The sequence below is a fragment of the Streptomyces sp. NPDC088915 genome, from assembly GCF_044749825.1.
Classification (GTDB): Bacteria; Actinomycetota; Actinomycetes; order Streptomycetales; family Streptomycetaceae; genus Streptomyces.
The window spans coordinates 1-12,202 of sequence record NZ_JBIVIR010000003.1 but is presented as its reverse complement, the minus strand read 5'-3'; the positions used below and the strand labels follow the sequence as shown (position 1 = coordinate 12,202).

Genomic DNA, 12,202 nt, shown 5'->3' with positions numbered 1-12,202 from the left:
TCCAGCGCTTCCGGGAAGGGGACGGGCATCGGCCGCTCCGCCACCCGAACGAGTGAACAACACTCCGGAGTTGGCGAACAACTTCCCCGGGCGGGGTCCCGGGGCCCCGGAGCGGCCCCGGTTGGATCTTCCGCGCGGGCTTTGGCAGGATGCCCGCCCGCAGCTCCGCGGCGGCGGCCGTTCCGCCCCTCCCGCCACGTCCGCCGCGTTGGTACAGGCCTTTTCGCGTCATTCGCGGGTCCGGTGAAGGGTCCGGTGGGGGCGGGTGCGGGGCCGGGCACACTGGGCTCCATGCGCAGCGACGTCGTCTCCCTTCCCGGCAGCCCCGAACGCCCCAATGAGGACTGGGTGACGACCGTCCTGTCCGCGACGGAGGACAGGGGGACGCTGGTCCTCCTCGACGGGGTCACGCCGCCCGTGGGTGACGACGGCTGTGTGCACGGGGTGCCGTGGTTCACCGCCCGCCTCGGCGGGACTTTGACCGAACTGTCCGCTTCCCGTCCGGACGTGCCCCTGGCCGAGATCCTCTCCGCGGCAATCCGGCGCACCGCGGAAGCCCATCGGGGGACCTGTGACCTTTCTCACGTCAGGACGCCTCAGGCAACCGTGGTGCTCGCCCGCTGGGACGGGGCGGTGGTCGAGCACCTCGTGCTCTCCGACTCGGTCCTCCTCCTGGAGGGGCCGGACGGGGCGGTGCGGGCGGTCCTCGACGACCGGCTCGACCGGGTGCCGGTCGAGGTGCTGCGGTCCGTGGCGGCGACGGACCGGCTGCGGAACCGGGAGGGCGGCTTCTTCACGACGGCGGCCGATCCGGCGGTCGCGGGGCTCGCGGTGACCGGGACGGTCCCGCGCGCGGAGGTCCGGTCCCTGGCGGCGCTCACGGACGGGGCGAGCCGCTGGGTGGACCTGTTCGGCGCGGGCGACTGGGCGGACTGCCTCGGCGTCCTGCGCGCGGAGGGCGCGCTCGGCCTGCTCCGGCGGGTGCGGGAGCGGGAGCTCGCGGACGCGGCGGCGGGGGGCGTACGGCGCTGGAAGCTGCACGACGACGCGACGGCGGCGTACGTGGAGCCGGGGCCGTAGGGGGTACGGGGGTCCCGGACCGCCGGGCCTCGGGGCCTCCCCTGTGCGGAACCCTCAGCCCTCCGACCGTACGTTGAAGTGGTTCAGGAGCCGGGCCAGCTCGGCGACCTCGGCGCGGTCCCAGTCGGCGAGCTTGCGGACGTAGCGCTCGCGCCGGGCGTCGCGGACGCGGCGGAAGCGGTTCCGGCCCTCCTCGGTGAGGCGGACGAGGGAGGCGCGGCCGTCGGCGGGGTCGGGGTCGCGGGCGACGAGCCCGAGGTCTTCGAGGGCCCGGAGCTGGCGGCTCATGGTCGCCTTGCCGACGCCGAAGTACCCGGCGAGTTCGGTGGCCCGCTGGGGCCCGGCGTCGTCGAGGCGCACGAAGAGGCCGTAGGCGGCGGGCTCCAGCTCGGGATGGACCTCGCGGGCCATCTCGCCGGACTGGGCGCGGGCACGACGCAGGAAGACCGCCAGCTCGCGTTCGAGGGCGAGGAACTCCCGGTCGACGGGGACGACCGGAACGCCTCCGGCTCCGCAGGGGGCCGACGGGGCCAGCCCGTCCTCACTTCCCGTACCGCTTCCGTGCACGTCAGCGCCTCCCACGCGTTCCCGGTGGCGCACCTCCGCCACACCGGCGGCCTTTCGGCCGCTGAAAGTTTCTTCCCGTCGCGGCCGTTTCCGCAGCTCTTCCAGTATTTCGCAGGCATAGACCAACGGCGGCGGCCGGGCCCCCTTCCACGGGCGGGTCTACGTGCGTAGCGTCGTTCCCCTCACCCCCTGATGACATGTCCACACCAGGATCTGTCGTCCCCTCTCCCCACGAGCCTTTCGGAGGCACGCGATGCGTGTGCACAGATCCGGAACGACCCTCGCCGGCGCCGCCCTGGCGGCCCTGGCCCTCCTCCTGCCCCTCGCCGGATCCGCCGGCGCCCGGCAGGTGCCCGCCCGTGGCACCGCCAGCATGGGCATGGGCGTCCTCGCGCACGACGGGCGCGGCGACGCGTCCGGCGGCACGTCGGTCCAGGCCGTCCAGACGGAGGGCGTGGACGTCTCCAGCCACCAGGGGAACGTCGCCTGGTCCACGCTGTGGAACAGCGGCGTCCGGTGGGCCTACGTCAAGGCCACGGAGGGCACCTACTACAAGAACACCTCGTTCACGCAGCAGTACACCGGCTCGTACAACGTCGGCATGATCCGGGGCTCGTACCACTTCGCCACCCCGGACACGACGACCGGCGCGGCCCAGGCGGACTACTTCGTCGACAACGGGGGCGGCTGGTCGAGGGACGGCAGGACCCTGCCGGGCGTGCTCGACATCGAGTGGAACCCGTACGGCGCGACCTGCTACGGCAAGACCCAGGCCGGGATGGTGTCCTGGATCCGCGACTTCCTGAACCGGTACAAGGCCCGGACCGGGCGGGACGCCGTCGTCTACACGGCGACGAGCTGGTGGACCCAGTGCACCGGCAATTACTCCGGCTTCGGCGCCACCAACCCGCTGTGGGTCGCGCGGTACGCCTCCGCGGTGGGCGAACTCCCGGCCGGCTGGGCGTACCACACGATGTGGCAGTACACCTCCTCCGGCCCGACGGTCGGCGACCACAACCACTTCAACGGGGACCTCTCGCGCGTGCAGGCGCTCGCGAACGGCTGACGCCTCCCCGTCACCCCCCTTCCCGGCGGCTCCCGGCAGCGCACCGCGCGCTCCCGGGGGCCGCTCCGGCTTTTTCCCTCCACCCCCTTGCTCATTGGTATGGACCAATGCGAGGCTCTACGGCGGTCGCCCGGGTTTCAACTTCCGTGCGTCCCGCGCGCGTTGCTCGTTCCGTACTCCCCCACGCACGAGAGAGAGCCCCCGCATGCCCTCCCTGCCCTCCGTCCGGCCCTCCGCCCGCCGCACCGCCGCCGCCGCGGCCCTGTCCGCCGCCGCGCTCGTCGGTCTCACCCCCACGGCGGCCAGTGCCCACGGAGCCGTCTTCAACCCCGTGAGCAGGCTGGCCGCCTGTTACGCCGAGGGCCCCGAGACGCCCAGGTCGCAGGTGTGCAAGGACCTCGTCGCCGACTCCGGCACCCAGCCGCTCTACGACTGGAACGAGGTCAACATCGCCAACGCGGACGGACGGCACCGGGCCCTCATCCCGGACGGCAAGCTCTGCTCGGCGAACCGCGAGAAGTACCGGGCCCTGGACTGGGCGCGCACCGACTGGCCGGCGACGGCGGTCGCCGCCGGGTCGTTCGACTTCAAGGTCCGGGCGACGGCGGCCCACTCGGGCACCATGACGGTCTACATCACCAAGGCCGGCTTCGACCCGACCAAGCCCCTGAAGTGGTCGGACCTGGACGAGACCCCGGTCGCGGTGTACAACACCACCCGCACCGCCACCGACGGCTACTACACCTTCACGGGCACCCTGCCGGCCCGCACCGGCCGCCACGTCGTCTACAAGGTGTGGCAGCGCAGCGACAGCCCCGAGGCCTTCTACAGCTGCTCGGACGTCACCTTCGGCGGTACGGCCCGGGCCGGTGCCGCCCGGGCGACCGGCGCGAAGGCGCAGGCCCCCACCGAGGCGGAGATCGCGGCGGGCGCCGCCCTGTCCACCGTGAGCCACGCGGGCCACGGCGGCGACGAGCGGCCCCCGGCGCTCTCCGCCGAGGCCGCGGGGACCTCCTCCCCCCTGACGCCGGCCCTCGCGGGCGCGGGCGCCCTCGCCGCCTTCGCGGCGGGCAGCCTGCTCCTGGGCCGCCGCCGGAACACGTCCGGCTCCTGACGCGCCCCCACGCGTCACCGGCGGCGCGGCCCGGCCCGACGGGGCCGGGCGGCGCCCAAGGGCTGTTCGGCCCTGATCCGCCGGACAGCCCCTAAGAGCCGGACGGCCCGGGCGGGAAGAGGGCGGCGAGCCGGGGCAGGGCCCACCCCTCCGGCCCGGACGCCCCGCGCTCCTCGTCCTCTTCCCCCTCCTCGTCCGCTTCCTCGGCCTCCTCCGCCTCCTCGACCGCGTCGAGGAACTCCTCCCCGTCGTCGTCCTCCTGGCCGGTCAGCTCGTCGTACGCGTCCTGGGCGACGTAGTCGAGCTCCTCCCACTCGGGCCACTCGTCGTCGTCCCAGTCGTCGTGGTGCCGTCCCACGAGCGCCCGCACCTCGGGCAGGTCGGCCAGCTCGTCCGGGTCGGCGAGCACCGCCTCGTACGCCTTCCGCCCCTGGCCCACCAGCCAGAGCGTGAAGCAGTGGAAGCCGTCGTCCGTGCAGCGGCCGCCCTCGATCCGGTCCGCCGCCCTCCACAGCGCGTGCGTGTCGGCCTTGCCGCACGCCTTCTCCAGGCGCACCTGGAACGCCACGCTCTCCTCGGCCGGGCGCCGCAGCAGCTCCCCCTCCAGCCACTCCAGCCGCTCGTCCCGGGTGCCGGGACGGCTGCTCAACTCGTCGATGAGAGCCCAGAAGGCGTCTTCGTTCATGCGTACGATCATGACAGCCGGGACTGACATCGCGGACCCGGCCCCGGACCGGCCCCGGACCCGCTCCTCACCCCGTCCCCGGACGCGCCGGAGCGGGGCGTCCCCGAGGGAACGCCCCGCTCCTGACCGGGGGTTACGCCGCCGCGCCCACCGGCACCTCCGCCGGGGCGAGGGCGATCTCCAGGACCTGCCGGACGTCCGTCACCGGGTGGACCTCCAGCTTCTCCAGGATCTCGGCCGGGACGTCGTCCAGGTCGGCCTCGTTCCGCTTGGGGATCACGACCGTCGTGATGCCCGCCCGGTGCGCGGCGAGCAGCTTCTGCTTCACGCCGCCGATCGGCAGGACCCGGCCGGTGAGGGAGACCTCGCCGGTCATGGCCACGTCCGTGCGGACGAGCCGGCCGCTCAGCAGGGAGGCGAGGGCGGTCGTCATGGTGATGCCCGCGCTCGGCCCGTCCTTGGGGACCGCGCCCGCCGGGAAGTGGATGTGCACGCCCCGGTCCTTGAGGCCGGTGACGGGCAGCTCCAGCTCCGCGCCGTGCGAGCGGAGGAAGGAGAGCGCGATCTGCGCCGACTCCTTCATCACGTCGCCCAGCTGTCCGGTGAGGGTCAGGCCCGCGGCGCCGGTCTCCGGGTCGGCCAGGGAGGCCTCCACGAAGAGGACGTCGCCGCCCGCGCCGGTCACGGCGAGGCCGGTGGCGACGCCCGGCACGGACGTCCGGCGCTCGGCCGGGTCCTGCGCCGACTCGGGCACGTGGTGCGGACGCCCGATCAGCTCCCGCAGGTCCTCCGGGCGGACCGCGAACGGCAGCTCGCGGTCACCCAGTTCGTGCTGGGCCGCGACCTTCCGCAGCAGCCGGGAGATCGACCGCTCCAGGGTGCGGACGCCCGCCTCGCGGGTGTACTCGCCGGCCAGCTTCCGCAGCGACGCCTCCTCCAGGACGACCTCGCCGGGCTCCAGGCCCGCCCGCTCCAGCTGCCGGGGCAGCAGGTGGTCGCGGGCGATGACGACCTTCTCGTCCTCGGTGTAGCCGTCGAGCCGCACCAGTTCCATGCGGTCGAGGAGGGCCTCCGGGATGGACTCCAGGACGTTCGCGGTGGCCAGGAAGACCACGTCGGAGAGGTCGAGCTCGACCTCCAGGTAGTGGTCGCGGAAGGTGTGGTTCTGCGCCGGGTCGAGGACTTCGAGGAGGGCCGCCGCGGGGTCGCCGCGGAAGTCGGAGCCGACCTTGTCGATCTCGTCGAGCAGGACCACCGGGTTCATGGACCCGGCCTCCTTGATCGCGCGGACGATCCGGCCGGGCAGGGCGCCGACGTAGGTGCGGCGGTGGCCGCGGATCTCCGCCTCGTCCCGGACGCCGCCGAGGGCGACCCGGACGAACGCGCGGCCCATCGCGTGGGCGACGGACTCGCCGAGGGAGGTCTTGCCGACGCCGGGCGGGCCGACGAGGGCGAGGACGGCTCCGCCCCGGCGCCCGCCGACCACGCCGAGGCCGCGGTCGGCGCGCCGCTTGCGCACCGCCAGGTACTCGGTGATCCGCTCCTTCACGTCGTCCAGGCCCGCGTGCTCGGCGTCGAGCACGGCGCGGGCGCCCCGGATGTCGTACCGGTCCTCGGTCCGCTCGTTCCAGGGCAGTTCGAGGACGGTGTCGAGCCAGGTGCGGATCCAGGAGCCCTCGGGGGACTGGTCGCTGGACCGCTCCAGCTTCTCGACCTCCTTGAGGGCGGCCTCGCGCACCTTCCCGGGCAGGTCGGCGGCCTCCACGCGGGCGCGGTAGTCGTCGGACTCGTCGCCCTCGGCCTCGCCGTTGAGGTCGCGCAGCTCCTTGCGGACGGCTTCGAGCTGGCGGCGGAGCAGGAACTCGCGCTGCTGCTTGTCGACGCCCTCCTGGACGTCCTTGGCGATGGTCTCGGCGACCTCCTGCTCGGCGAGGTGCTCGCGGAGCTGGGCGGTGGCCAGGCGCAGCCGGGCGACCGGGTCGGCGGTCTCCAGGAGTTCGACGCGCTGGGCGACGGTCAGGAAGGGCGAGTAGCCGGAGTTGTCGGCGAGGGCGCCGACGCCGTCGATCTGCTGGACGCGGTCGACGACCTGCCAGGCTCCGCGCTTCTTGAGCCAGGTGGTGGCCAGCGCCTTGTACTCCTTGACCAGCTCGGTCACGGAACCGGGCAGCGGGTCGGGCAGGGTCTCCTCGACGGCGGCGCCCTCGACCCACAGGGCGGCGCCGGGGCCGGTCGTACCGGCGCCGATGCGGACGCGGCCGCGGCCGCGCACGAGGGCGCCCGGGTCGCCGTCGGACAGGCGTCCCACCTGCTCGACGGTCCCGAGGACGCCGGTCCCGGCGTAGGTGCCGTCGACGCGGGGCACGAGCAGCACCCGCGGCTTTCCCCCTCCCGGCCGCGCGGCCGCCTGGGCGGCCTCGACGGCGGCCCGTACGTCGTTGTCGGACAGGTCCAGCGGCACCACCATTCCGGGCAGCACGACCTCGTCGTCGAGCGGCAGCACAGGCAGAGTGAGCGGCGCGGACGCCATGGACTCAGAAGCCATGATCTCCCCTTCGGCAGTCAAGTTGAGCTGTATGCACTCAATGCTTGTGAGCCCATGAATGTTCCCGGACGCCTGTTCGCTGTGAGCGATCACTCTCGCGCTGTCCTTTGACGTGGATCTCTTCGTTTTGCAGCTTCACCCTTCGTCTGGCCTTTCGTCTTGCAGAGTGACCTTTCGTCGCGGGCTCGGGTTAGTGAGTCGTGGCAGGTTCGTTAGGGGTGGTGCCGGGTGGTGTCTCTGGGCCACCGGCGAAGGGGTTCGAGGTCGCGTACACCGACCAGGGCGGATCTGAGTTCCGTCGCTCGCTGGTGGATGCCTGGGCAGTGCGGTTCGAGGACGTCGCGCCGGTACGCGCGTTCAAGTCGTACAAGGGTCAGCGGCATCTGCCGGGTCTGTGGTGGTCGTCCACGGTGGGCGGGCACATCGGGTACGAGTCCTGGCTGGAGCGCGATCACGTGATGCTGCTGGACTTCGACCCGTCGGTGGTGGGGATCTCGTCTCAGCCGTTCTGGCTGTTCTGGCGATCGGACGCGGGCAAGAGCATCTCCCACGCGCCGGACTACTTCGCGCGCCGCGACGACGGCACGGCGGTGGTGGTCGACTGCCGTCCGGCGGATCGGCGCAAGCCCCGGGATGTGGCGAAGTTCGAAGCGACGCAGACAGCCTGCACTCAGGTGGGGTGGGAGTTCCGGCTGGTGGGGGCGCCGGACGCGATCGTGGTGCGCAATGTGCGCTGGCTGGCGGGCTACCGCCACCCCCGGCACCGGCCGGAACTGGTGGCCTCCGAGCTGCTGACAACGTATGCCGAGCCACAGCCACTGATGGAGGGAGCCTCGGCGGTTGGGGATCCGATCCGGGTTCTCCCCGTGCTGTTCCACCTGCTGTGGTCGCACGAACTGACAGCAGATGTGTCGGTGCCTCTGCATGCCCATTCGCTGGTGTCAGCGGGGGTGCGATGGTGACGGCTGGACCGGGCAAGCCGGTGTTGCGGCCTGGGGACTGGGTCGCCTACGACGACGGGGATCACCAGGTGGTGGCGCTCGCCGGCACGTCGGTGCGGCTGCGCTCGGCGACGGGGGCGGAATCGGTGGTGCTGGCGTCGCATCTGATGGCGGCGCCGGACTTCGCCGTCACCGGCACGGAGCCGCTGCCCGCGGTGGAGCCGTCCGGGTTGCTGGCGACGTTGCCGGAGCCGGTGCTGGAGGCGGCGCGCGAGTGGGAACGGCACATGGTGGAGGTCGAGACCGGGCTGCTGCGCGGCACCGTGCCGGGCACGCCGCCGCGCCCCGGCTATGACCCGGCTGCCTTCTCGCTGATGGAGCGGATGGCCGCGAAGGCGCGAGAGCTGGGGGTGACCGTTCGGACCGTGCAGAGCCGACGGTCGCGCTATGTCCGGCAGGGGGTCTGGGGGCTGGTAGACCAGCGGGCGACGCAGGCCTGGAAGGCGACGGGGCGGGCGGACGCCCGGCTGGTCGCGGCCGTGCAGGAGGCCCTGGAAGCGGAGACGCACACCTCGACAGGAACCCGGTCGCGGCTGATCCGCCGGGTGGTCAAGCTGGTGGAGGCCACGCACGGCGAGGGGGTGGTGCCGCTGCCGAGTCAGCGGACCTTCTACAAGCTGATCGACGCTCTGTCCACGGGGAGGCACACCTTCGGTTCAGCGGTCACGCGGCGGCAGACGGCGAACCGACCCGAAGGCCCGTTTACCCCGACGTTCGCCGACCGCCCCGGGGAACAAGTACAGATCGACTCCACCCCCCTGGATGTGATGGTGGTGCTCGATTCCGGGCTGACCGCCCGCGCGGATCTGACGATCGCGGTCGACGTCGCGACGCGGACGATCTGCGCCGCGGTACTGCGGCCGGTGGGCACCAAGGCGGTGGACGCCTCGCTGTTGCTAGCCCGGATGCTGGTGCCCGAGCCCGTGCGGCCCGGCTGGCCCGCCTCGCTGCGGATGGCGGCGTCGCGAATGCCGCACCTGCGGTTGCTGGACGTGGACGCGCGGATGGAACAGGCTGCGGCGAAACCGGTGATCGTGCCGGACACCGTCGTCATCGACGGCGGCAAGGTGTTCATCTCCGACACCTTCGTACGGACCTGCGACCGGCTCGGCATCTCGGTGCAGAGAGCACGTCCGCGCACGCCCACCGACAAGGCCATCGTGGAGGCGACGTTCTCCGCGATCAACACGCTGTTCGTCCAGCACCTTCCCGCCTACACCGGGCGGGAGGTTGCCCGCCGCGGCGAACGGATCGAGGTCCGGGCCGTATGGACGGTCCCCGAACTCCAGGACCTGCTGGACGAGTGGCTGCTGGCCGGGTGGCAAGCCAGAGCGCATGATGCTCTGCGCGACCCGTTCCGCCCGAAGAAGGCGATGTCGCCGAACGACAAGTACACCTCCCTGGTCGCGGCCTGCGGCTACCTGCCGCTGGTCCTACGCGGTGAGGACTATCTGGAACTGCTGCCGGTGACCTGGCGGGCCATCAACGGCTACGGCATCCGGATCAACTACCGCACCTACGACAGCCCTGAGTTGGGGCCTCTGCGGCGCCAGCACTCCGGGTATGCAGCCAAGCGCGGTCTCTGGGAGATCCACTACGACCCCTACGACCTGTCCCAGGTGTTCGTACGCACCCAGCGGGGCTGGGTCACCGTCCCCTGGGTGCATCTTCCGCTGGTGAACGCGCCGTTCGCGGACTTCACCTGGCAGCACGCCCGCCGACTGGCCGCCGAGGCCGGGCTGGACGACACCAACGAAGCGGCGGTCGCCCGGGTCTTGGACGAGTTGCTGACCCGCGCCGAACACGGCCCGAACACCCACACTGCGAAGGTCGTCGGCCGCACACGCGTCGCAGCCGCCTCCCACCGGCCGCCCGCACCACGCGCCGCCGCAGAACCACCACCGCCCGACTCTAGTACCGAACCGGCCGAGGTGATCCCGTTCGGTGTCTTCGACGCCCACGCAGAAGCCGAAAGGTGGCTATGACCAGGCCCTCCCGTACTTCGTTAGTCCCGCAGCAGGCCACGGGGCAGGAGCCGCCGCCGGACAGTCCGCTGACCACGAAGGAGGGATGGCGTCGCTTCGTCGAGCACGAACCGTCCCCGCCCCCGCTGCTGACCGCAGCCCAGCAGGCCGTCCTGTCCCAGAAAGAGAAGCTGCACCACGACGACGTGCGCCGGAACTACCACGCCGACCTGCCGCTGGTGAACACCCCGACCATCCAGAAGGTCATCGCCACCTCACGGCTCTTGGTCCAGCTCAACCGGCAGCAGATCTCCGCCCGTCGGGGCGTCATCATCAGCGGCGCCTCCGGCACAGGGAAGACCACCGCCCTCTCCCAACTCGGGCGGGCCCACGAGATCGCGGTCCGCAAGCGCCACCCACGCGACCGCGCCCGGCTCCCGGTCGTCTATGTCACCGTCCCGCCGGCCGCCACACCGAAGATGCTCGCCATGGAGTTCGCCCGGTTCTTCGGCCTGGACTTCCCCACCCGCTTCAACATCACCGACGTCGTCAACGCGGTCTGCGCGACAGGCGCTCACGTCCATGTCGACCTGGTCCTGGTCGACGAGCTGCACAACCTGAACCTCGCCACGCGCAGCGGCGCCGAAGCCTCCGACCAGCTGAAGTACTTCGCCGAACGGCTGCCCGCCACCTTCGCCTACGCGGGCATCGACGTCGAGGACCAGGGCCTGTTCGCCGGCACCCGCGGTCGCCAGATCGCCGGACGGTTCACCGTCATCCCCGCCGCCCCGTTCTCCTACGCCTCCGGGACGGACCGAGAAGCCTGGCAGTCCCTGGTCGGCACCCTGGAGTCCATGCTCCGGCTGCACCACCACCAGCCCGGAACGCTGACCGGCCTGAGCGAGTATCTCTACCACCGCTCCGGCGGCATGATCGGCAGCCTGTCGCAGCTCGTCCGGGGCGCTGCCGTCCTCGCTATCGAGGACGGCAGCGAACGCATCACAGAAGACCTTCTGGAGACGGTCCCGGTGGACTACGCCGCCGAACGCTCCCAAGCCCTCACAGCCCCGGAAAGACCCCGCTCCCGCCGGAAGCGCATCGCCTGATGCTCCTTCCCCGCCTGCCTGACCCCGTCCCGCCCGCACAGCACGAGATCGCCGCCTCCTACATCGGCCGCCTGGCCCGCCTCCACGGTCTCGACATCAACGCCCTCTGGCGGTGCGTGACCGAACGCGAAGCCTCCGGCGGCATGCGTCGCGTCGTCGTCCCGGAACGCCTTGCTGCCATCACCGGCCGGACCGTCCATTCCCTCGCCGGAGCTCTGCCCGAACTACGCACTCCACAGCCCGAGTGGGCCATGTTCCGTCACCAGCCACAACGCGGCTGCCAGCACTGCAATGCCAAGCACCCCGGCGGCGAGGTCACGAGGGTCCTGCCGCACCACCGCTATGTCTGCACCCGACACCGGCTATGGCTCTGCCCGTCCGACGCCGACGGGCACACCACACCCCTCGACGCTCTCCCAGAAATCGTCCAGGCACAACGCCGACACCTGCGTATCCTCCAGCGCTACGGCTGGGCCATCACCTACGACGCCGTCCTCAGCGCCATACTCATCTGCGGCCAGCTCTGGTCACTCCCAGAGAACGAGAACGGCGAAGCGCGGCGCGACTGGATCCGCAGGGCCAACATCCTCATCCCTCCCGGCACAGCCGAAACGACCTTCTCCGTCGCCCGCCTCTGCGCCGCGGTCTATCCCGAAGCCGTCGCTCTGGCCACACTCTTAGCATCGCCCTACTGGAGACAACAGGCACAGAGAACGGCCTGGGACCGCCGTCTCTTCAACGCCGAAATCGCCCGACGACTGCGGCACCCTCGCTATGGCCAGCATGAAAACGACCCCGTCAGCCACTGGGCCAACATGACGGCCAAGCGCCCGCCGCTTGCTCCGATCCGTGTCCATGACCCGAAACATCACCTCCGGAAACCAGCCCAGCGCACCGCCACCCAGCGCGCACAGCAACGCCATGCCCACGCCTTCAACCCATCCCACCGAGCTGGCGATGCACTCGTCGCGCACCGCCACCTAAGGGGTGTCCCGTAAAAGATCTTCGAGGTCGGCGATGCGCTACCCCATGGCCGTGCGGGCCGCGTCTAGAAACGCCAGCCGGTTGTCCTCC

10 protein-coding genes are annotated in these 12,202 nt (G+C 71.8%); 7 read left to right on the top strand and 3 right to left on the bottom strand.

Features of this window, described 5'->3' with window-relative positions:
• The first annotated feature begins 291 nt into the window (after nucleotides 1–291).
• A complete protein-coding gene (locus tag ACIP5O_RS06660) occupies nucleotides 292–1,080 on the top strand; it encodes a hypothetical protein (protein WP_401289398.1) in 789 nt (262 codons plus the stop codon).
• A 54-nt stretch (nucleotides 1,081–1,134) separates the two neighbouring features.
• Here the strand turns inward: ACIP5O_RS06660 and ACIP5O_RS06655 are convergent, their stop codons facing one another.
• Entirely contained in the window at nucleotides 1,135–1,614 is a 480-nt protein-coding gene (locus ACIP5O_RS06655; protein ID WP_401290161.1) for a MarR family winged helix-turn-helix transcriptional regulator, read from the bottom strand.
• A gap of 286 nt (nucleotides 1,615–1,900) precedes the next feature.
• On the opposite strand from ACIP5O_RS06655, the gene ACIP5O_RS06650 reads away from it, so the two are divergent.
• Entirely contained in the window at nucleotides 1,901–2,713 is an 813-nt protein-coding gene (locus ACIP5O_RS06650) for a lysozyme (RefSeq protein ID WP_401289395.1), read from the top strand.
• Nucleotides 2,714–2,918: 205 nt separating this feature from the next.
• On the top strand, nucleotides 2,919–3,827 hold the full coding sequence (locus tag ACIP5O_RS06645) for a lytic polysaccharide monooxygenase (RefSeq protein WP_401289393.1): 909 nt from the start codon (nucleotides 2,919–2,921) through the stop codon (nucleotides 3,825–3,827).
• Nucleotides 3,828–3,918: 91 nt separating this feature from the next.
• Here the strand turns inward: ACIP5O_RS06645 and ACIP5O_RS06640 are convergent, their stop codons facing one another.
• A complete protein-coding gene (locus ACIP5O_RS06640; RefSeq protein WP_401289390.1) occupies nucleotides 3,919–4,512 on the bottom strand; it encodes a DUF4240 domain-containing protein in 594 nt (197 codons plus the stop codon).
• A 133-nt stretch (nucleotides 4,513–4,645) separates the two neighbouring features.
• Nucleotides 4,646–7,057, bottom strand: a complete 2,412-nt coding sequence (gene lon, locus ACIP5O_RS06635; protein WP_356542627.1) for an endopeptidase La — start codon at nucleotides 7,055–7,057, stop codon at nucleotides 4,646–4,648.
• Nucleotides 7,058–7,365: 308 nt separating this feature from the next.
• Between lon and ACIP5O_RS06630 the strand changes: the two genes are divergently transcribed.
• Genes ACIP5O_RS06630 through ACIP5O_RS06615 form a run of 4 tightly spaced genes read left to right on the top strand, consistent with a single transcriptional unit; the run spans nucleotide 7,366 to nucleotide 12,126 of the window.
• Nucleotides 7,366–8,019: a TnsA-like heteromeric transposase endonuclease subunit gene (locus ACIP5O_RS06630; RefSeq protein ID WP_401290158.1), complete on the top strand. Its 654-nt coding sequence runs from the start codon at nucleotides 7,366–7,368 to the stop codon at nucleotides 8,017–8,019.
• Entirely contained in the window at nucleotides 8,013–10,043 is a 2,031-nt protein-coding gene (locus ACIP5O_RS06625) for a Mu transposase C-terminal domain-containing protein (RefSeq protein ID WP_401289387.1), read from the top strand. Before ACIP5O_RS06630 ends, ACIP5O_RS06625 begins: the two co-directional genes overlap by 7 nt.
• Entirely contained in the window at nucleotides 10,040–11,128 is a 1,089-nt protein-coding gene (locus tag ACIP5O_RS06620) for a TniB family NTP-binding protein (protein ID WP_401289384.1), read from the top strand. The genes ACIP5O_RS06625 and ACIP5O_RS06620 overlap by 4 nt, the downstream gene beginning before the upstream one ends.
• Nucleotides 11,128–12,126 carry a hypothetical protein gene (locus ACIP5O_RS06615; RefSeq protein ID WP_401289381.1) on the top strand — a complete coding sequence of 333 codons (999 nt, stop codon included), beginning with the start codon at nucleotides 11,128–11,130 and terminating at the stop codon, nucleotides 12,124–12,126. Before ACIP5O_RS06620 ends, ACIP5O_RS06615 begins: the two co-directional genes overlap by 1 nt.
• Nucleotides 12,127–12,202 lie beyond the last annotated feature (76 nt).

Coding starts and splice junctions, on each gene's coding strand:
- ACIP5O_RS06660 (WP_401289398.1), top strand. CDS start 292: ATGCGCAGCGACGTCGTCTCCCTTCCCGGCAGCCCCGAACGCCCCAAT.
- ACIP5O_RS06615 (WP_401289381.1), top strand. CDS start 11,128: ATGCTCCTTCCCCGCCTGCCTGACCCCGTCCCGCCCGCACAGCACGAG.
- ACIP5O_RS06620 (WP_401289384.1), top strand. CDS start 10,040: ATGACCAGGCCCTCCCGTACTTCGTTAGTCCCGCAGCAGGCCACGGGG.
- ACIP5O_RS06645 (WP_401289393.1), top strand. CDS start 2,919: ATGCCCTCCCTGCCCTCCGTCCGGCCCTCCGCCCGCCGCACCGCCGCC.
- ACIP5O_RS06640 (WP_401289390.1), bottom strand. CDS start 4,512: ATGAACGAAGACGCCTTCTGGGCTCTCATCGACGAGTTGAGCAGCCGT.
- ACIP5O_RS06650 (WP_401289395.1), top strand. CDS start 1,901: ATGCGTGTGCACAGATCCGGAACGACCCTCGCCGGCGCCGCCCTGGCG.
- lon (WP_356542627.1), bottom strand. CDS start 7,057: ATGGCTTCTGAGTCCATGGCGTCCGCGCCGCTCACTCTGCCTGTGCTG.
- ACIP5O_RS06625 (WP_401289387.1), top strand. CDS start 8,013: ATGGTGACGGCTGGACCGGGCAAGCCGGTGTTGCGGCCTGGGGACTGG.